The sequence below is a fragment of the Streptococcus oralis SK304 genome, assembly GCF_000287715.1.
GTDB lineage: Bacteria > Bacillota > Bacilli > Lactobacillales > Streptococcaceae > Streptococcus > Streptococcus oralis_Y.
This window is the reverse complement of the sequence record NZ_ALJN01000024.1, coordinates 59,855-78,643: the sequence shown is the minus strand read 5'-3', so window position 1 is coordinate 78,643 and position 18,789 is coordinate 59,855. Positions and strand designations below refer to the sequence as shown.

18 protein-coding genes, 1 pseudogene and 1 riboswitch are annotated in these 18,789 nt (G+C 42.0%); of the genes and pseudogenes, 4 read left to right on the top strand and 15 right to left on the bottom strand.

Annotated features, from left to right (window positions below):
• The coding region (locus tag HMPREF1125_RS12415) for an LPXTG cell wall anchor domain-containing protein (RefSeq protein WP_000302979.1) at window positions 1-1,041 on the top strand (1,041 nt) is incomplete at its 5' end.
• 363 nt (window positions 1,042-1,404) lie between these two features.
• On the opposite strand, the gene HMPREF1125_RS12375 is transcribed toward HMPREF1125_RS12415, so the two are convergent.
• The 5 genes from HMPREF1125_RS12375 to HMPREF1125_RS12355 form a co-directional block, all read right to left on the bottom strand.
• Window positions 1,405-1,698, bottom strand: coding sequence for a DUF5960 family protein (locus HMPREF1125_RS12375; protein WP_000196999.1), 294 nt, complete (start codon window positions 1,696-1,698; stop codon window positions 1,405-1,407).
• Window positions 1,691-2,053: a hypothetical protein gene (locus HMPREF1125_RS12370; RefSeq protein ID WP_000567219.1), complete on the bottom strand. Its 363-nt coding sequence runs from the start codon at window positions 2,051-2,053 to the stop codon at window positions 1,691-1,693. The genes HMPREF1125_RS12375 and HMPREF1125_RS12370 overlap by 8 nt, the downstream gene beginning before the upstream one ends.
• Window positions 2,050-3,465, bottom strand: coding sequence for a Y-family DNA polymerase (locus HMPREF1125_RS12365; protein ID WP_000540290.1), 1,416 nt, complete (start codon window positions 3,463-3,465; stop codon window positions 2,050-2,052). The genes HMPREF1125_RS12370 and HMPREF1125_RS12365 overlap by 4 nt, the downstream gene beginning before the upstream one ends.
• A 3-nt stretch (window positions 3,466-3,468) precedes the next feature.
• On the bottom strand, window positions 3,469-4,155 hold the full coding sequence (locus tag HMPREF1125_RS12360; protein ID WP_000284661.1) for an XRE family transcriptional regulator: 687 nt from the start codon (window positions 4,153-4,155) through the stop codon (window positions 3,469-3,471).
• 263 nt (window positions 4,156-4,418) lie between these two features.
• Window positions 4,419-4,931, bottom strand: coding sequence for a GNAT family N-acetyltransferase (locus HMPREF1125_RS12355; protein WP_000624244.1), 513 nt, complete (start codon window positions 4,929-4,931; stop codon window positions 4,419-4,421).
• 141 nt (window positions 4,932-5,072) lie between these two features.
• On the opposite strand from HMPREF1125_RS12355, the pseudogene HMPREF1125_RS12700 reads away from it, so the two are divergent.
• Window positions 5,073-5,231: pseudogene (locus HMPREF1125_RS12700) on the top strand (site-specific integrase); the annotation flags it as partial.
• Window positions 5,232-5,337: 106 nt separating this feature from the next.
• Here HMPREF1125_RS12700 and rpsI read toward each other — a convergent pair.
• The 10 genes from rpsI to HMPREF1125_RS12305 form a co-directional block, all read right to left on the bottom strand.
• On the bottom strand, window positions 5,338-5,730 hold the full coding sequence (gene rpsI, locus HMPREF1125_RS12350) for a 30S ribosomal protein S9 (RefSeq protein ID WP_000075970.1): 393 nt from the start codon (window positions 5,728-5,730) through the stop codon (window positions 5,338-5,340).
• 18 nt (window positions 5,731-5,748) lie between these two features.
• Complete coding sequence (rplM, locus tag HMPREF1125_RS12345) at window positions 5,749-6,195, bottom strand: 50S ribosomal protein L13 (protein WP_001044624.1); 447 nt, start codon at window positions 6,193-6,195, stop codon at window positions 5,749-5,751.
• Window positions 6,196-6,405: 210 nt separating this feature from the next.
• Complete coding sequence (locus HMPREF1125_RS12340) at window positions 6,406-7,605, bottom strand: ABC transporter permease (protein ID WP_001245386.1); 1,200 nt, start codon at window positions 7,603-7,605, stop codon at window positions 6,406-6,408.
• A complete protein-coding gene (locus HMPREF1125_RS12335) occupies window positions 7,602-8,495 on the bottom strand; it encodes an ABC transporter ATP-binding protein (protein ID WP_000895276.1) in 894 nt (297 codons plus the stop codon). Before HMPREF1125_RS12335 ends, HMPREF1125_RS12340 begins: the two co-directional genes overlap by 4 nt.
• 250 nt (window positions 8,496-8,745) lie before the next feature.
• Window positions 8,746-11,151: a phenylalanine--tRNA ligase subunit beta gene (gene pheT, locus HMPREF1125_RS12330; RefSeq protein ID WP_000961573.1), complete on the bottom strand. Its 2,406-nt coding sequence runs from the start codon at window positions 11,149-11,151 to the stop codon at window positions 8,746-8,748.
• A 231-nt stretch (window positions 11,152-11,382) separates the two neighbouring features.
• Entirely contained in the window at window positions 11,383-12,063 is a 681-nt protein-coding gene (locus HMPREF1125_RS12325; protein WP_000622618.1) for a hypothetical protein, read from the bottom strand.
• A 22-nt stretch (window positions 12,064-12,085) separates the two neighbouring features.
• Window positions 12,086-13,132 carry a phenylalanine--tRNA ligase subunit alpha gene (gene pheS, locus HMPREF1125_RS12320; RefSeq protein ID WP_000103746.1) on the bottom strand — a complete coding sequence of 349 codons (1,047 nt, stop codon included), beginning with the start codon at window positions 13,130-13,132 and terminating at the stop codon, window positions 12,086-12,088.
• Window positions 13,133-13,404: 272 nt separating this feature from the next.
• Window positions 13,405-14,055 carry a phosphatase PAP2 family protein gene (locus HMPREF1125_RS12315; protein ID WP_033630753.1) on the bottom strand — a complete coding sequence of 217 codons (651 nt, stop codon included), beginning with the start codon at window positions 14,053-14,055 and terminating at the stop codon, window positions 13,405-13,407.
• Window positions 14,045-14,608 carry an ECF transporter S component gene (locus HMPREF1125_RS12310; RefSeq protein ID WP_000185818.1) on the bottom strand — a complete coding sequence of 188 codons (564 nt, stop codon included), beginning with the start codon at window positions 14,606-14,608 and terminating at the stop codon, window positions 14,045-14,047. Before HMPREF1125_RS12310 ends, HMPREF1125_RS12315 begins: the two co-directional genes overlap by 11 nt.
• A gap of 153 nt (window positions 14,609-14,761) precedes the next feature.
• A riboswitch (FMN riboswitch) is annotated at window positions 14,762-14,980 on the bottom strand.
• A 40-nt stretch (window positions 14,981-15,020) separates the two neighbouring features.
• Window positions 15,021-15,524 (bottom strand): tRNA (cytidine(34)-2'-O)-methyltransferase, encoded by a 504-nt coding sequence (locus HMPREF1125_RS12305; RefSeq protein ID WP_000181359.1) that lies wholly within the window; start codon window positions 15,522-15,524, stop codon window positions 15,021-15,023.
• A gap of 402 nt (window positions 15,525-15,926) precedes the next feature.
• Here HMPREF1125_RS12305 and trkA point away from each other — a divergent pair, with 402 nt between their 5' ends.
• Both trkA and HMPREF1125_RS12295 read left to right on the top strand, forming a co-directional pair.
• A complete protein-coding gene (gene trkA / locus HMPREF1125_RS12300) occupies window positions 15,927-17,276 on the top strand; it encodes a Trk system potassium transporter TrkA (protein ID WP_000706806.1) in 1,350 nt (449 codons plus the stop codon).
• Window positions 17,277-17,279: 3 nt separating this feature from the next.
• Window positions 17,280-18,719 carry a TrkH family potassium uptake protein gene (locus tag HMPREF1125_RS12295; protein ID WP_001043435.1) on the top strand — a complete coding sequence of 480 codons (1,440 nt, stop codon included), beginning with the start codon at window positions 17,280-17,282 and terminating at the stop codon, window positions 18,717-18,719.
• The last annotated feature ends 70 nt before the right edge of the window (window positions 18,720-18,789 follow it).

The following is an 18,789-nucleotide window of genomic DNA, read 5'->3' as shown; positions in this document are numbered from 1 at the left end:
CAACCTGAAAAACCTGCTCAACCTGAAAAACCAGCGCAACCGGAAACTCCAGTTCAGCCTGAAAAACCAGTTCAACCTGAGAAACCTGCTGAACCTGAGAAACCTGCTGAGCCTGAAAAACCGGCTCAACCTGAAAAACCGGCTCAACCTGAAAAGCCAGCTCAGCCTGAGAAACCGACGCAACCGGAAACTCCAGCTCAACCTGAACAACCTGCTCAGCCTGAAAAACCGGCGCAACCTGAAACTCCTGCTCAACCTGAAAAACCTGCTCAGCCTGAAAAACCAGCTCAACCGGAAACTCCAGTTCAACCTGAAAAACCGGCGCAACCTGAAAAACCGGCGCAACCTGAGACTCCAGTTCAACCTGAACAACCTACTGAGCCTGAAACTCCTGCTCAACCTGAGACTCCAGTTCAACCTGAAAAACCAGTTCAACCTGAAAAACCGGCTCAATCTGAGAAACCGGCTGAAACCGAAAAACCTGACCAGCCTGAAAATTCGACTCAACCTGAGAAACCAATCGCTTCTTCAAGTCCTGAGGAAGGGGTTAAAGATCTTGTCTTTACACTTCCAAGCTTAGAAATCGTCAATAAGGTCGTACCGTTCAAGACTATTCGTCGCGAAAACCCACAATTAGACAAAGGAAAAGAGCATGTTCTATCAGAAGGAAAAGACGGTCTTTTAGTTGAGTATGTTGAAGTGGACGGTGACAATCGCAAGGTTCTCCAAACAGAAGCAACTCCAGCTCAAGATCGAGTGATTGAGGTGGGTAGCAAACAAAGCTCAGTTGGTACAGAAGCGCCACCAGTTGTGACTCTTCCTGAGTATGTTCTACCAAGAGAGACTGAAAAACCGACTCCAGCCGTAACAGATAATTCATCAGCAAAAGATGAAAAAGCTCCTGTTACAGCTACGGTCAAAGAAGAAAAGGAAAAAGAACTCCCTGCAACTGGGGAACAAGAAGCAACTGCCTTCCTCTTCTTGGCAGCCATTACTTCAATCTTGTCTCTCCTCATCTTCCAAAAGAATTTCAAAGACTAATAACCCTCTTTGATTGATTCTTTCTAATTATTCAGTTCCCCCGTTGAGAAGACCAAATGGTCTTCTCTTTTTCTATCTATAAAATAAAAAAACATCCACAAATGTACATGGATGTTTTGGTATGACTCTATAAAGTGAGATGATCATTAAAGATAGCTGTTCTCAAATCCAACCACGTTTTCAAAAAAACGCTCATCTAAAAAAGAGAGTGGCCCTTTTCTTATCTCATCATCAATACCTATCATAAGTTTCTGCAAGAACTCCACATATAAAGGATAACGTTTCGAATTCCAATACCATGAGATTTTCTAACGCTCATAAGCCATCTTTCCTAGATCGGACTTCCCTCTCTCACATCTAGATCTACTGACTACTATTTTTGAGTCCAGCATATGCATAGGTTCGATTTCTGGGGCACTCTTTTTCTGTCACTACCCTAAAATAAAAGCGATGCTCCCGCCCATCCTTGGCATTTTCCTTGTTTAAGACAAAGTAGTTCTTCTGATTCATTGCCATGGTTCGTAGGATATCATCGATCAAAAAAGTCAAGGGAACATTCATGGCAGAGTATTTTTGGAAATCCTCTTCAAAGCGGATATAACTATCTGAAAAATAATCCATCTGTAGTTTGTTTTCATACAGCTCTTTTCTAGTCATAAACTTCCTCCTCCCACAATCGAATTTCAAGGACATCTACAATCTCTACCAGCCTATGTCCCTCATTTGTCCTAATAGATAGAGTTTGAGGTGATAATTCGCTCACCTCACCGACGATCGTCATTTTTTGCTTTCTTTCCTTGACAACAAAACATCCCTTCAGTTGCCCAACATAAAGCTGAGAAAGCAAGAGTAGCTTCTCAACGGAATTCAAACTCGTCGAAAAATCAACACGATTTTTCTCTTCACCAAGCGAGCTGGTATGCTCTGAGAGGAAAAAGCCCATCCACTTCTGCATTCCTGTATCTTGATAGTCACGCGCAGATTGAAAGGGTAAATAAGAACGATCAATCATTGTAATCCATCTAATCCTCCAGCAGAATGCCCACCAATCAGCTTGCTTCTGGCAAGACTCCTAGAGGCTTCTTCCAGTGCATTGGCCTTTAAGAGAGAAGTGAAACCAAATTGTTCCCGAATGGAGTCAATAGCCGTCTGGAGCCTTTCTTCTTTTTCTAACTTGTCAACATCATCAAAGAGAGAGATCAAACCAAAGGACTCGTCTACAAATCCTGAATAGTTGACTCCAACACTTCTGACCACTCCAGAAGTGTATTTATTATGAAATAGCTTCAAAACATAATCCGTTAAGATAGCTGTATTATTGGTAGGTTCGACCTTCATTTGTGTGTGAATAGACGGCCTAACCTCCTGTTTAGAGAAACCGACATAGATAGAGACAAGGGTTGTTTTCTTTCCCGCCCTTCTCAATCTAATAGCCACCTGCTCTGCCATTTCTCGGAGAATAATTTCAATATCCCGTAGCTTCACGTAGTCTCTCGGCAAGATTTGAGAATTCCCCAACCCCTGGGACTTGGCTTTATAGGGCTTATGAACATTGCTTTCATCAATCCCGTTAGCATGAAACCACAAACGCAGGCCAGCCTGACCCAGAGCTTTCTTTAGCTGGTCTGGATTGCTGGTGGCCAATTCCTTGATGGAAAAAATCCCCAGAGCATGCAAGCGTTTCTCCATCCGCCTGCCAATCCCCCAAAAGTCCGTCATCTCGGAAATGGCCCAGACTTTCTCTTCCACATCCTGATAAGACCAATTGGCCCTCATGGTCGGGGTGTGCTTGGCCTCATTATCCAGAGCCAACTTGGCCAGTAAGGGATTGGCATTGGACATACCCACTGTAGAGTAGATCCCTGTCTGCCTCCAAATATCCCTCTGAATACGAGCAGAAAGCATATCTAGCTTGTCTTTGCGAGAGAGACTCTTGTCTGGGATGAAATAGTTGAGCGAACTAGTCAGATCAATAAAGCCCTCATCGATAGAGTAGGGATAAATATCATCTGGACTGCCATAATTTTGAAAGATTCGCTGGATTTCCATATTGACCGCTATGTATTCATCCATCCTAGGTGGCACAACCAAAGTCACCTGAGCCCAATCTTCAATATAGCGCACATAGTCTGAATCTGTAGGCAACCCCTGCTTTCTGGCATTATAGTAGGAAAATTTGCGGGTCTTGATATCAAAGGGCAGATCATAGGCCCGGCCAACATTTGACTTGCCAAAAATCTTCTTAAACATGGGAGAGGAGGCTAGGATCAGGCCAGTCGAATTATCCGCGCGACTCATGACACAAAGTGAGGTCTTCAGCGGATGCAAGCCCCTTCTCACACACTCGACACTGGCATAAAAGGATTTCATATCAACAAAGGCAATATCACTCTTGGGCTCTCTGGAATAATCAAAGTAGCCCATGGGCTAACCCTCCATCGGCACAAAGTTCCCAACGATAATCCCCACAATCCGAGGATCTTCCTCATAGGAGATGAAAATGTCCTTGTATTTAGGATTGATAGAGACCAGACGCAAGCCATCTTCCTCCCGATAGACCCGTTTGATATAGGTCTGGTTGTTACAAACCACTGCATAAACCGCTCCGTCATAGTCAAATCCTGTCTCTCGAATCAGAGCCACGGAGCCATTTTGATATTTAGGTTCCATGGAGTCCCCAGACACCCAGGAAGCAAAATCATGAGCCAACTCCTCATTAAAGTAGACCGTATCAAAATCCTGATTATCGTAGACCGACGCCCCGATCCCTGCTGACATGCGTTCATAGACACGGTACTCGTAGAGGCGCTCTGGCATGGTCGTCACTTTCTGAGTTTGTTCTTCTTTAGCCAGGTTGCGAGCATAGAGCACAACCTTGTCCTTCCCTTGCTTGGAGAGGCTATTGTAAAGACGAACAATCTCAATCTGAGTAAAATAGCCTTTTGCCACTTTTAAAATCTTCTCCAGCTGAGCAACCTTCTCCTTGGATGGTTCCTTAATCCCGCGTTCCCAAGCGGAGTAAGCCTGAAAACTAATCCCTAATTCCTCTGCAATTTCCTTCTGTGTCAATTTTAACTCTTTTCTCCGAGCCTTGAGTTTTTCTGGTTGGTACATGATTCACCTCCTAGTGTGATGCTTTAATGGACATTATCTCCCTTAGAAAGACAAATCGACGGTTGAACTTACGCTCTAAAAATTCAACCAATTAGGTTTAGTTTTATTATATAAAAAAAGTGGACGATTGTCCACTGGGAAAATCAAGTTTAAGCAACAACACTTATCTATTCTGAACAAAAAAGACATCCAAGAGTAAATTCTTGAATGTCTGGAAAGATTATAACTCCATTTGGCCTATCAGCAAACTGGGAATGAGGATACTATGGATTCGTTATCTCAAATACTGCTGTATGAACCCACTCATTATGAATGTGTAAGTCATTTTCTATAACCCTACTAAAGGTGAAGCCATTTTTTAAAAGCACCCTCTGAGAGGCTAGATTACCCGTTGCCGTTCCTGCAATGATTCTATTGAAACCATAAGTCGTAAAGGCCTTGTCTAAAGCGAGTTTAACCGCTTCGCTAGCATAACCTAAGTTACTAACATTTTCCCCAATCCTATACCCAAGCTCTGCTGTTGTTCGATCATTCTCTAAAACACTTAAATTGATTCTTCCGACCATAACGCCTTGCGAATCTCTGATAAGATGCATGTAAACAGCACAATTCCTTTGTTCCGTTAACAATTCCCTTGTAATTTCTTTAAAACCTTCTAAATCAAAATAGTTAGCTGGTCTAGGAGGTAAATTTCGTTCAAAATACTCTCGATTTTCTTTTTCAAAAGAATAGACGTCTAGACTATTTTCTTCAGACAACAGCTCTAAACTGATCATTACAAATCCTCTCCCATCATTATCCACACTCAAATTTTCTCATGTTTACACAAAGTGAAATTTACAGAATTTAAAGAGATTCTTTTATTTTCTGTATAGTTTCTACATTATAACACAAAATACTATGGATAAGCATAATGTTCAAGCGCCACACCAGTAAAACAAGCTGGAGTTTCGCTTGAAGAAATTTCTGAAGCACTCACCCATAGTGATACAATTACGACTAATACTTATGTCAATACTTCTAATGTAGTTCCTATGGCAGTTGGTGAATTTGCTTTAAAGTCTCTAAAACAATAAGGTAAAAATGAGGTGAACTTTGAGGTAAACTTTTCAAAAAAACACGAAAAAAGCACTCATGAGGTAAACTCTTGAGTGCTTTGAAACGTTGATATAATCGTATTGATTAACGTTTACTAAATTGTGATGCTTTACGAGCTTTCTTAAGACCTGGTTTCTTACGTTCAACTTTACGTGAGTCACGTGTAAGAAGTCCTGCGCGTTTCAATGAATAGCGGAAGTCTGGGTCTACTTGAAGAAGGGCACGAGCGATACCGTGACGGATAGCTCCTGCTTGGCCAGCGTATCCACCACCTACAACGTTAACGAAAACGTCGTATGAACCTACAGTTGAAGTAACTGCGAATGGTTGGTTGATAACAAGACGAAGGTCAGCGTGTGGGATGTACTCTTCAACATCTTTTTTGTTAACAGTGATTTTACCAGTTCCTGGAACAAGGCGAACGCGTGCAACAGCGTTTTTACGACGTCCAGTACCTGCATATTGTGCTTGTGACATACTTTATTGTTCCTTTCCTTAGATAAGTCCTGAAATATCAAGAACTTCTGGTTGTTGTGCAGCGTGAGTGTGCTCAGCTCCAACGAATACTTTCAATTTCATACCTTGAGCGCGGCCAAGAGTATTGTGTGGAAGCATACCTTTAACTGATTTTTCGATCAAACGTACTGCATTTTTAGAACGAAGTTCACCAGCAGAGATTTGTTTCAATCCACCTGGGTGGTTTGAGTGAGTGTAGTAAATCTTATCAGTTGCTTTTTTACCAGTCAATTTAACTTTTTCAGCATTGATAACGATTACGAAGTCACCTGTATCAGTGTGTGGTGTGAATGTTGGTTTGTTTTTTCCGCGAAGTACGCTAGCAACAACTGCTGAAAGGCGTCCAAGAGGTACATCAGTTGCGTCAACAACGTACCATTTGCGTTCTACTTGGCCTGGTTTAGCCATGAATGTAGTTTTGTTCATGATTTCTCCTATATGAATATCGTTTTTGTTTACAGGGCGGATGTTCCGGTCCGCGGGGTATTTGAAAGGTTCCGGGGCCTTACAAATGGGGTAAACAATACCGTCTACTATCATACCAAATTTTACTACTAAAAGTCAATAGATATGAAAAATATTTTTGCCGATTTCAGTGTTTAACATCTAGAAAAACCTCGCTTTCGCGAGGCTCTCCTATTTGTAAGCTAAGGCACGTTTAAAGCTTTTCCATAAGCCTAGGTCATCTGTCTGAAGGACTAGGCTGGCATACATGCGGCCGATAAAGACCGTTGCAGTCACTGCAAAAACGACTGTAATCGCTAATGAAATCCAGGACTCTAAATCACTTGCATACCCATTAATGGCTCTAAATGGCATAAAGAAGGTCGAAATAAAGGGAATGTAAGACCCAATTTTCAGAACCAAATTGTCACCAGCAGCACCTAGAGAGGTTACACCGACAAATCCGGCTATAATCAAAATCATCAATGGCGACAAGGCCTTTCCTGAATCCTCAGGCCTAGAAACCATGGAACCTAGAAAGGCTGCCAAAACAACATACATAAAGAGGCTCACTAAGACAAACAATAAAGTATTGAGCGAGAAGGCCTCTCCCAAGTGGTTTAAAATACCAGACTGGGCCAAGATAGGGAGATCTTTGAAGAGAAGTAGCGCAGCAACTCCACCCACTACGTAAATCCCAACATGAGTCAAAATCACAAGAAGCAAGGCAATCATGCGAGCGTAGAAATAATGGCTAGCTCGGATACTAGAGAAGACCACTTCCATGATTTTGGTTCCTTTTTCACTAGCCACTTCCTGAGCAGTGACACTAGCATAGGTAATCAAAATCATATAAAGGAAGAAACCGAGACCTGCAGCCGCAATGGTTTGGACCATCTTTTTATTTTCTTTGGATTCGTCAATCTTCTCAGTAAAGTCAACAGTCTGAGCCAGGAGTTTTTCCTGTTCTTGAGACAAATTAGCTACCGAGCGATTGAGTTGGTATTGAAGTTCATTGAGTTTATTGGTTACTGCTAGCTTGATACCTGTTTCAAGCGAAGTTTCACCATGGTAAACAGCTTTGAGGACACTGTCCTCTTGATCAATAGTTAGATAACCCTTGATTTTTTCATCCTTGATGGCGGCTTGGGCACTGGCTTCATCCTGATAGTCAAAGTTAATCCCATTGGTACCCTTGAGCCCTTCTGTTACAGATGGTACAGTTGTCACCACTGCTACCTTGCTATTTTTAGCCATCGAAGAATTTTGGAGATATCCGATTCCTACAGACAAACCTAAAAAGAGGAACGGCGAAATCACCATAAAGAAGAAACTCCAGGACTTGACATGTCGCAGATAAGTTTCTTTAATAACTACCCACATATTTCTCATACTTCCACCCCTGATTCTAGTTTAAAGATTTCATCGATTGTTGGAGCTTGTTGGTCAAAGGTCGCGATGTATTGACCTTGAGTGAGGATTGGGAAGAGTTCCCTTCCAGCGCTCTCATCATCTAAGATCAATTTCCAACTGCCTTGCTTGGTCAAGCTCACCTGTTTGACATGAGGAAGACTTTCCAGTTCTTCCTTGCTTCGTTCACTTGAAACAAAGAGACGCGTTTTACCGTATTGATTGCGAACTTCTTGGACTGGTCCATGCAAGACCACACGCCCATCTCGAATCATGAGAATATCATCGCAAAGCTCCTCGACATTGGTCATGACATGGTCTGAAAAGATAATGGTCGCACCACGCTCTTTTTCTTTTAAGATGACCTGCTTGAGCAACTCGGTATTGACTGGATCCAGACCACTAAAGGGCTCATCCAGGATAATCAAGTCCGGTTCATGGATTAGGGTGATAATCAACTGGATTTTCTGCTGATTTCCTTTTGAGAGACTCTTAATTTTGTCAGTCAATTTCCCCTTAACTTCCAGTTTTTCCATCCATTGAGGGAGTTTTTCCTTGACCTCCTTAGCATCCATGCCTTTTAGAGTAGCCAGGTAGCGAACTTGCTCAAGAACTGTCAACTTGGGCATAAGACTGCGTTCCTCAGGCAGATAACCAATTCGAGCATAGGTTTCCTGGCGAATCTCCTGTCCATCCAGACTGATCTCTCCTTGATAGTCTAAAAATTTCAAAATACTGTGGAAAATCGTTGTTTTCCCAGAACCATTTTTCCCGACCAGCCCCAGAATCCGTCCTGGACTTGCCTGAAAATCTACACCAAACAAGACTTGCTTGGAACCGAAACTTTTCTCTAGATTTCTTACTTCTAGCATCTTCCACCTCCGAAATATGTTGCACTTATTATACTCCTTTTTGATAGCCTTTACAAGGATTTATGTACATTTTTATCTTGTTCATCCTTCCTTAAAAACTAAACTCTCTAAGATTTTTGAGTACCCAAGTGATAGATCAATTATAACCCAATAAAGTATAGCTGAGGGCTTTTACTCCCCAATTGTTCATTTTTGATCCTGAACTGTCTTCTTGAAACTAAAAATCCACCCCGAAGGATGGATTGATGAGTTAACGCACTTCTGCATGGACTTTTTCTTCGAGAGAAGCTTGGATTTTTTCCATATAGCGTGCGACTTCTTCGTCTGTCAAGCTCTCTTCTGGATTTTGGAAGGTTAGGCTATAAGCCATTGACTTCATGCCAAGTCCCAATTTTTCACCTGAGAAGACGTCAAAGAGTTTGATGTCTGTCAATCGTTTCACACCTGCAGCTTGGATTGCGTCTACAACTTCTTGATGGCTAATTTCTGCCTTGAGAAGTAGAGCAATATCACGGCTAACTGCTGGGAATTTGGTAATTTCAACAAATGGAGCAGCCGGTTGGAGCGCAGCTTCGATAGCTGAAAGGTTGAGCTCCGCTACATAGGTTTCTGGGATATCGTAAGCCTTAGCAGTGACTGGATGTACTTGGCCAAGGAAACCAAGAACTTGGTCACCGAGTGAAATCACAGCTGTACGTCCTGGGTGAAGGCTAGCAATTTCAGCTGTTGCCGTATAAGTTACTTGGAGTCCCAAACGAGCAAAGAGGGCTTCCAGGATTCCCTTAGCATAGAAGAAATCAACTGGAACCGCTGCTGTTTGGAAGTCTTTTTCTGCAACCAAGCCTGTCAAGGCAAAGGCAAAGCTGTTGATTTCATTTGGTAGGTCTTCTTTGGGATTGCCTGTTTGTTCAAAGACTTTTCCAATCTCGTAAAGAGCCAAGTTTTTATTCTTACGCGCTACGTTGTAGGCAACTGTATCAAGGATACCTGAGACCATATTTTGACGGAGAACGGAACGATCTACTGTCATTGGCCACATAAGTTCTGTAAGGTTGCTTGGTTGAGCCGTAAACTCAACTGCTTTTTCAGGAGTTGTTAGAGCGTAGGTGATGATCTCTGTCAAGCCTGCCCCTTCAGCGATAGTACGAACTTGACGGCGCAATTTTTGTGTCGCTGTCAATTCACCAGCTGTACCATCATCTTTTGGAAGGCTGGTTGGCAAGCGGTCATAACCATAGATACGAGCGATTTCTTCAAAGAGGTCTGCCTCGATGGTGATATCCCAACGACGACGTGGGACGCTGACGGTAAAGCTGTCTGCATTTCCAGAAAGACCAAAGCCAAGACGACGGAAGACATCTTCTACATCCGCGTAGGAAAGCTCCGTTCCAAGGACGCGGTTGACATCTGCAAGAGTTGAAGAAACTTCTACATCAGAAGTATCAAGTTCCCCTGCTGAAACAATGCCTTTACGCACCGTCGCACCTGCAAGTTCCGCAATCATACTTGCCGCCGCATCAAGGGCTTCATTAACGGTTGCCACATTAATGCCTTTTTCAAAACGAGAAGAAGACTCTGAACGAAGGTTGAGGCGACCGCTGGTCTTACGGATAGATTTGCCATTGAAAACAGCTGCTTCAAGGACAACACGACTAGATTTTTCAGAGATTTCTGTTGCTTGACCACCCATGACACCTGCAAGGGCTACTGGTTTGTCAGCAACAGTAATCACGAGGTCACTTGCTTCCAACTCACGTTCTTCCCCATCCAAGGTCACCAATTTTTCACCAGCACGCGCTTCACGTACACGGATGTCAGTCCCTTCAAAGGTATCCAAGTCAAAGGCATGCATAGGTTGACCAAAGTAGAGTAGGATGTAATTTGTCACATCCACTACGTTGTTGATAGGACGGATACCTTCGTTCATGAGGAGGTTTTGCAACCACTGTGGACTTGGTGCGATTGTCACATTGTCCAAGATACGAGCGGCATAGTAAGGCGCCTTGTTTGTGTCAATGCTGACAGAAAGGGCATCTGCCGCAACTTGGTCTGTTTCTGAAAGAGTAAATTCTTTAAAGCTGACCGCCTTGTCATAGATGGCTGCCACTTCGTGCGCTACCCCACGCATAGAAAGGGCGTCCGCACGGTTTGGAGTGATGGAAAGTTCGATGATTTCATCATCCAAGTCCAGATATGAGAAGACTTCCTCGCCTGGAACAGCATCTTCTGGCAAGATTTGGATACCATCTGCAAATTCCTTAGGTACAACGGAGTCAGAAATGCCTAATTCACCAAGTGAACAAATCATTCCAAGTGACTCCAAGCCACGGATTTTCCCTTTTTTGATCTTGTAATTATCAGCGATACGAGCTCCCGGAAGTGCCACCATGACCTTGATACCTGCACGCACATTTGGGGCACCACAGACAATTTGACGGGCTTCTTCTTCACCAATGTTAACCTGACAAACATGGAGATGAGTTTCTGGCACATCTTCGCAAGACAAGACCTCACCGACGACAATTTTTGAGAGACCGGCAGCAGGTGATTCGACACCTTCTACCTCGATCCCTGTGGTTGACATTTTTTCAGCCAACTCTTGTGATGGCACATCAACGTCCACCAACTCTTTTAACCATTTATAACTAACTAACATATGTAAGATACCAAGGGCTATGCTGAAATCTAGATGACTTTCCTAGATTTCTTTTGGCCCTCGTTTAGATCCTTTCATTTTGTGTTTTCCAGCCCGAGGCTGTCTTAGGAAGAGCTCTTATCTCTTACCATCTCTATAGAATAAAAGTTTTTAGCCACAACTCTGTGAACAAACTCTTTCTATAAAGTTACATTTAAATAGTAAAACTTAACTTCCCAATTAAGAACTATTTCATTCAACCTTCATAGAATGCTTAACTATTTTTTCACAACCACCTTGAATTAATTTTTTTAAATTTTGATAACCAGGATGATAAACAGCATAAAAACTAAGTTCAATATTTGAATCTGAGTTTTCTGAAATTTCTTCTATTAATTCTTCTATAAAAAAAATAAAATCTTTACGCTTACTCTTCGACAAAGCACCACAAACATATATATTTAACTTTTCTTCTTTTGAATCCTGGGACAATATTTCTAATTGTTCGATTAATTTTTTATACGATTGTTTTCTGTAGTCCTTTTTATTATCATCCTTTACTGCCGAAATTAAATTATCCATTACAGATTCGACAACATCAGAAAATAGATCAGTTACATATGATCCGTATAGATTCCTCCAAAATGTACTTGTTTTCATAGTTAAGAATCTTAAATGACGATCATTAATATTTGAATGATGAAATGAAGAAAAATTACTATCAGGGGATTGTTCTCTTTTAGCAGAGGGGTTTACCATAAGTATTATATTAGAAGGATTTATGTAGTCTTTTTGATGATTTTCAATAGCTTCTTCATAGGATATATTTTCAGATGTTGCTTTATCATTATTTTTAGATTCTTTATAAATCGCAAATGAAGATATATCACCAAACTTCTCTAAAAGTTTGTTATAGTTTTGTTCCGAAATCATAAAATATCCTCGCGTTTCAATCTTATTTAAATTGTTCTGAAAAGCGGACATCTCCTTGGTAGAAGCCACGGATATCGTTGATTCCGTAACGGAGCATGGCTACACGTTCTTGTCCGAGACCAAAGGCAAAACCAGAGTAAACAGTTGCATCAATACCACTCATCTCAAGGACCCGTGGGTGAACCATACCGGCGCCCATAATTTCGATCCAACCCGTTTTCTTACATACGTTACAGCCTTCTCCACCACACTTGAAGCAGGAAACATCCACCTCAACAGATGGCTCTGTGAATGGGAAGTAAGATGGACGCAAACGAATTTGACGCTCTTCACCAAACATTTTTTGAATGATCAGTTGAAGCGTACCTTGAAGGTCAGCCATAGAGATGTTCTTCCCGACAACCAAACCTTCGATTTGATGGAATTGGTGGCTGTGGGTCGCATCGTCCGTATCACGACGGAAGACACGCCCTGGTGAGATCATTTTCAAAGGACCTTTTGAAAAATCATGAGCATCCATAGCACGCGCCTGAACTGGAGACGTGTGAGTACGAAGCAAGATTTCTTCTGTGATGTAGAAAGTATCCTGCATATCACGAGCTGGGTGATCTTTTGGAAGGTTCATACGCTCGAAGTTATAGTAGTCTTGCTCCACTTCAAAACCATCCACGACTTGGTAACCCATACCGATGAAAATATCTTCAATTTCCTCACTGGTTTGTGTGAGAACGTGACGGTGACCAGTAGCTACCGGACGACCTGGAAGTGTCACATCGATACTCTCGCTAGCCAGTTGAGCTGCGACTTTCTTTTCTTCCAAGAGTTTCGCTGTTTCCTCAAAGGCTGCTGTCAAGACATCACGAGCTTCATTGACGTGTTTCCCGATGACAGGGCGCATTTCAGCCGATACATCCTTCATCCCTTTAAGGATTTCAGTCAGTGAACCTTTTTTCCCAAGGACAGAGACACGCAATTCTTGCATCTCTTTTTCATTTTCAGCAGTAATCTGCTTCAAGCTAGCCAGCGTTTCTTCGCGAAGCGCTTTTAATTGTTCTTCAATAGTTGACATAATTCCTCCATCAGTCGCTCGTAGATAAAAAGAAAACCACATGTCAAAAACTCCACTCGGAGCGTTGACACGCGGTACCATCCGTTTTCATCTGACAAGTCAGACCTTCATTTCTAAATCCATGCGCAAGTGAATTCGCTCAGCTTCCATGCAAAAGGCTTTCAGTCACGTCCTTTCTCCCTGTCTCACTTCCCTTGAGTTACTAGTCTTGCAGATTTCTATTCAATTACTACTTAGTTTATCAGATTTTTACCATTCTTGCAAGACCTATCTCACTTCTGCTTGCCTTTAAATCGCCATTGGAAGCGGAGCTTATCATAGAAAGGAAACTCGATAAACAGGACTCCCAAGCCCACACAGAGACTGGCAAGGACGTCTGATGGATAGTGAACTCCCAGATAGACCCTTGATACCAGCACACTAGCCAGATATAGAGCTAACAGGATTTGCACGATTTTTCTCCAGACTGGATCTTTAATCCGTTGACTGAGAATGACAATCAAAGTGCCTACCATCAAAGTTACAGCCAGAGAATGGCCACTTGGGAAGGAAAATCCCTTCTCCTCAACCAGGTGTAAAATAGCTGGTCGTGGGCGCTGGTAGATATTTTTAAAGGTCACGATTAAAAGACCTGCCAAGGCCAGATTCCCCAGCATGAAGAAGCTTTCTATCTTCCACTGCTTACGATAAAAGATAAAGGCTGCAATGGCAACCCAGGTGATGATTACTGGGATATCAATCAAATGCGTAAGAGCACGGAACAGAACTGTCAAATAATCTGGCAAGTCCCCACGAAGGGCAGTCTGAATCGGTTGATCAAAACCGACCAGCGTTTCAGGATAGAACTTAACCATATAGCCAAGAAGGACGAAAAGTAAAAGGGCAAAACTGCCCTTCATTAAAAATGTTTGTTTATCTCTCATAATGTTTTAAGGTGGGTTTCAAGAGGACGTATAGCAACCAGAATGAAATGGCAAAGATTACACCCTCAATCAAGTTAAAAGGCAATACCATGGTCATGAGGTAGTTGGAAAGTCCCATAATTTTTTCAATATCAAAGTTGGCAAACTTCGCGTACAAAGGAACAGCATAGACATAGTTGAGAACCAACATAGCCGCAGTCAATCCAATAGTTCCCGCTAGAGATGCTAGTAGGAAACGAAGGGTTGTCCGTTCCTTTTTCCAAATCAAACCAAAGGCGATCACAAAAACTCCCAGAGCTACGATATTCATTGGCAACCCAATGTAGGTATTCACTCCCTGACTGTTCAGAAGCAATTTCAAGAGTGAGCGAAGCAAGAGAATTCCGAGGGCAGCAGGCAAGTCCATCACTACCAAGCCCACAAGGATTGGCAAGATACTAAATTCGATCTTGAGGAAGGACGCCGCTGGTAAAAGCGGAAAGTCAAAGTACATCAGCACAAATGAGATGGCTGATAAAATCGCAATGGTCGAAAGTCGACGTGTGTTTGTCATAACAGGTTCCTCCAATTTTCTATAAAATCAGAAGAAGTTGGAAAGGATCCCTCTATCTATTCTCACTTTTTATATCTCAAAAGTTCCCCCTCACTCTTTTGAGTAAGCGGTTGCAATTTATCTATAAACTCATCCGAACAGACAAAGCTATTCTTTCGTCTTCTCCCATCCAGACTATACTGTCGGTTGTGGAATCGCACCACATCAGCTTGCGCTCGCGGACTTATTTGGCTAAGATATTTTAGATTTATCTAGGCGTCGCAGTCGAAGATAATACTTAAAGTATATCGAGACAAGACAACGACGAGAAAGCTAAAATAGCTAGTCAAATTTACCGCCGGTCGGGAATCTCACCCTGCCCTGAAGACCTTTTTATCATAACAAAAAACGCTTGCAAGCGCAAGCATTTTGTTTATTTCAATTTATCTGCTTCATAAGTGTGAACAAGCTCCAAACCGGCAAAATGTTGCTGGCGAAGAGCCTCATAGACAATCATACAGACCGTATTGGAAACATTGAGACTGCGAACATGCTCATCATTCATAGGGATACGGAGAGCTTTCTCAGGATGTTCTCGCATAAAGTCCTCTGGCAAACCCTTATCCTCACGTCCAAAGAGAAAATAGTGGTCCTCATCGCTTGCTAAATCTGCCTCAGAATAAACTTTTTCAGCAAATTTCGAAATCAGGTAAACTTGTCCTTTCATCTGAGACATAAAATCTGCCAAGTTATCATAAAAATGAATCTCTAACTTATCCCAATAATCCAAACCTGCTCGCTTCATCTTGCGGTCATCAATGGGAAAGCCCATTGGCTTGATGATGTGGAGGGGAGAATTGGTCGCAGCACAGGTACGCGCGATGTTACCAGTATTTTGTGGAATCTGAGGTTCAAATAATACAATGTGATTTGTCATGACTTGCTTCCTTTCACCATTGCAAAAAAATAGCCACACTGCCCGGAGTCAAGCTCAGCAAACAGCGTGGTTAAGGCATCGTTAACTTACCTCACAACAGGTTTGAAGTAAATCAGCGAAGCTACTTTCTTAGTATAACACTTTCAGAATCATTGTCAATAGAAATGACTTGATTTTTTTACTTTTTTTGATAATATTTCCATACTTAGTCATTCTTTTTCTGAGAAAGGATATTAAATGAGCGAAATCATTTCATATGATAGACATTTCTATGAAAGGTGACCGATTTTATCTTTAAACACTTAAAAAAAGGCTTTTCTTATCCTCTAAAATGCCTTGGCAAGTGCATTTTTTGCGAAAAAAGGGTATGATAGTTACATCATGAAAAAGTAGGGTTTTTATATGAAAATTGTCCTTGTTGGTGGAGGGAAAGTCGGTTTCGCCCTCTGTCGTTCACTGGTTGCAGAAAAACACGACGTTGTCCTCATCGAACAAGATGAGGCTGTTCTCAATCATATTGTCAGTCGCTTTGATATCATGGGACTCCTTGGAAATGGAGCAGACTTTGCTATCTTAGAGCAAGCCGGCGTTCAAGAGTGTGATATCTTTATCGCTCTAACGGAACACGATGAAGTGAATATGATTTCAGCAGTACTTGCTAAAAAAATGGGCGCTAAAGAGACTATCGTTCGAGTGCGAAATCCTGAATACTCCAATACCTATTTCAAAGAGAAAAATATTCTTGGATTCTCACTTATCGTTAACCCAGAACTCCTAGCCGCCCGTGCTATCTCAAATATCATTGATTTTCCGAATGCACTCTCAGTTGAGCGGTTCTCAGGGGGAAGGGTCAACCTGATGGAGTTTGTTGTCAAAGATTCCAGTGGTCTCTGTCAAATGCCAATCTCAGATTTTCGTAAAAAATTTGGCAATATCATTGTCTGCGCTATGGAACGAGACCATCAACTTATGATTCCGAGCGGTGATATCACCATTCAGGATAGAGATAGAATTTTTGTTACTGGGAATCGTGTGGATATGATGCTTTTCCATAACTATTTCAAATCACGTACAGTGAAAAGCTTGCTCATCGTTGGTGCTGGAAAAATTGCTTATTACCTACTTGACATTTTAAAAGATAGCCGTATTGACACTAAAGTTATCGAGATTAATCCTGAGAGAGCTCGTCTCTTCAGTGAAAAATTTCCAAATCTCTATATCGTACAGGGAGATGGAACTGCCAAAGATATCTTGCTTGAGGAAAGTGCTCCCAACTATGATGCAGTTGCAACTTTGACTGGAGTTGATGAGGAAAACATCATTACCTCTATGTTCTTAGACCGTGTTGGTGTCCATAAGAATATCACCAAGGTGAATCGAACTAGCCTTTTAGAGATTATCCATGCATCTGATTTTTCAAGTATCATCACACCCAAAAGCATTGCAGTGGATACCATTATGCACTTTATCCGTGGTCGAGTAAACGCTCAATACTCAGACCTTCAAGCCATGCACCATCTAGCAAACGGTCAAATTGAAACTCTTCAATTCCAAATCAAGGAAGCTAATAAAATGACTGCCAAACCTCTTTCACATCTGAAATTGAAGAAAGAGGTTCTCATCGCAGCCATTATCCGAAAAGGAAAAACAATCTTCCCTACTGGAGAGGATAGACTTGAGGTAGGAGATCAGTTACTCGTGACGACCTTATTACCAAATATCACCAAGATTTATGATCTGATTGAGAGGTAAAAGATGAATAAAAGTATGATTCGTTACCTCCTCTCAAAACTTCTCTTGATTGAGGCGGTTCTCCTTCTAGTACCCGTTAGCGTAGCAACCTATTATCAAGAATCCAGCCAAGTATTTACAGCTCTCTTTGCAACAATTGGAATTTTAATACTTCTTGGTAGCTTGGGAATTTTACGGAAACCCAAAAATCAGCGAATTTATACTAAGGAGGGAGTCTTAATCGTCGCCCTCTGTTGGATTCTATGGTCTTTCTTTGGAGCGCTTCCCTTTGTCTTTTCAGGACAAATCCCAAGTGTCATCGATGCCTTCTTTGAAATCAGTTCTGGTTTTACAACTACAGGAGCAACCATTCTGACAGATGTCTCCGTTCTCAGCCGTTCCCTCCTCTTCTGGCGAAGTTTTACTCACTTGATTGGAGGGATGGGGGTACTCGTCTTCGCGCTTGCCATTATGGACAATGCCAAGAATGGTCACTTAGAGGTGATGAAGGCTGAGGTCCCTGGGCCTGTCTTTGGCAAGGTTGTATCCAAACTGAAAAATACTGCCCAGATTCTCTATCTGCTTTATTTAGGGCTCTTCTCACTTTTTGTAGTCATCTACTATCTAGCTGGCATGCCTCTATTTGATAGCTTTGTCATCGCTATGGGAACGGCAGGAACCGGTGGCTTCACCGTCTATAACGACGGGATTGCCCACTACGGCAGCTCACTCATCACCTATCTCGTCAGTATCGGAGTTCTGGTTTTTGGAGTTAACTTTAATCTCTACTACTACCTCATGCTCCGTCGGGTTAAGGCTTTCTTTGGAGATGAAGAACTTCGCACGTATGTAATCATTGTCCTAGTTTCTACCAGCTTGATTACTCTCAATACGCTCCATCTCTACCAAGGTGTCTCTAAGAGCTTTGAAATGGCCCTCTTCCAGGTGTCCAATATCATCACAACAACTGGTTTTGGTTATGGAGATATCACCAACTGGCCCCTCTTCTCCCAATTTATCCTCCTCTTCCTCATGGGAATCGGCGGCTCTGCTGGATCAACCGCAGGTGGACTCAAAGTTATCAGAGGGCTCATCCTTTCAAAAATTGCAAAAAATCAGATCTTGTCCATCTTATCTCCTCATCGCGTATTGACTCTACATGTCAATAAAACTGTGATTGATAAGGATACCCAGCACAAGGTCCTAAAATATTTTGTCATTTATGTGATGATTTTACTGTCACTTATCTTCATTGTCAGTCTAGATAATAATGATTTTCTAGTTGTTACCAGTGCTGTCTTCAGTTGTTTCAATAACATCGGACCTATTCTAGGTACAACTTCTAGTTTTGCCATCTTTAGTCCCATCTCTAAAATCCTTCTCTCATTTGCAATGATTGCAGGTCGTCTAGAGATTTATCCCATTTTGCTTCTCTTTATGAAACGTACCTGGTCCAAACGCTAATCACAATAAAACTCCCCTTTTACAAGCTAGTGAAAGGGGAGCTTTTCTATTAAAAATGAGAAGACCTTTC

Bases quoted from the DNA above. Each gene is read 5' to 3' on its own strand.
- HMPREF1125_RS12365 (WP_000540290.1), bottom strand. From the start codon at position 3,465: ATGGGCTACTTTGATTATTCCAGAGAGCCCAAGAGTGATATTGCCTTT.
- trkA (WP_000706806.1), top strand. From the start codon at position 15,927: ATGAAAATTGTCCTTGTTGGTGGAGGGAAAGTCGGTTTCGCCCTCTGT.
- HMPREF1125_RS12325 (WP_000622618.1), bottom strand. From the start codon at position 12,063: ATGATTTCGGAACAAAACTATAACAAACTTTTAGAGAAGTTTGGTGAT.
- rpsI (WP_000075970.1), bottom strand. From the start codon at position 5,730: ATGTCACAAGCACAATATGCAGGTACTGGACGTCGTAAAAACGCTGTT.
- HMPREF1125_RS12305 (WP_000181359.1), bottom strand. From the start codon at position 15,524: ATGACAAATCACATTGTATTATTTGAACCTCAGATTCCACAAAATACT.
- pheT (WP_000961573.1), bottom strand. From the start codon at position 11,151: ATGTTAGTTAGTTATAAATGGTTAAAAGAGTTGGTGGACGTTGATGTG.
- rplM (WP_001044624.1), bottom strand. From the start codon at position 6,195: ATGAACAAAACTACATTCATGGCTAAACCAGGCCAAGTAGAACGCAAA.
- HMPREF1125_RS12315 (WP_033630753.1), bottom strand. From the start codon at position 14,055: ATGAGAGATAAACAAACATTTTTAATGAAGGGCAGTTTTGCCCTTTTA.
- HMPREF1125_RS12295 (WP_001043435.1), top strand. From the start codon at position 17,280: ATGAATAAAAGTATGATTCGTTACCTCCTCTCAAAACTTCTCTTGATT.
- HMPREF1125_RS12370 (WP_000567219.1), bottom strand. From the start codon at position 2,053: ATGATTGATCGTTCTTATTTACCCTTTCAATCTGCGCGTGACTATCAA.
- HMPREF1125_RS12340 (WP_001245386.1), bottom strand. From the start codon at position 7,605: ATGAGAAATATGTGGGTAGTTATTAAAGAAACTTATCTGCGACATGTC.
- HMPREF1125_RS12335 (WP_000895276.1), bottom strand. From the start codon at position 8,495: ATGCTAGAAGTAAGAAATCTAGAGAAAAGTTTCGGTTCCAAGCAAGTC.
- pheS (WP_000103746.1), bottom strand. From the start codon at position 13,132: ATGTCAACTATTGAAGAACAATTAAAAGCGCTTCGCGAAGAAACGCTG.
- HMPREF1125_RS12375 (WP_000196999.1), bottom strand. From the start codon at position 1,698: ATGACTAGAAAAGAGCTGTATGAAAACAAACTACAGATGGATTATTTT.
- HMPREF1125_RS12355 (WP_000624244.1), bottom strand. From the start codon at position 4,931: ATGATCAGTTTAGAGCTGTTGTCTGAAGAAAATAGTCTAGACGTCTAT.
- HMPREF1125_RS12360 (WP_000284661.1), bottom strand. From the start codon at position 4,155: ATGTACCAACCAGAAAAACTCAAGGCTCGGAGAAAAGAGTTAAAATTG.
- HMPREF1125_RS12310 (WP_000185818.1), bottom strand. From the start codon at position 14,608: ATGACAAACACACGTCGACTTTCGACCATTGCGATTTTATCAGCCATC.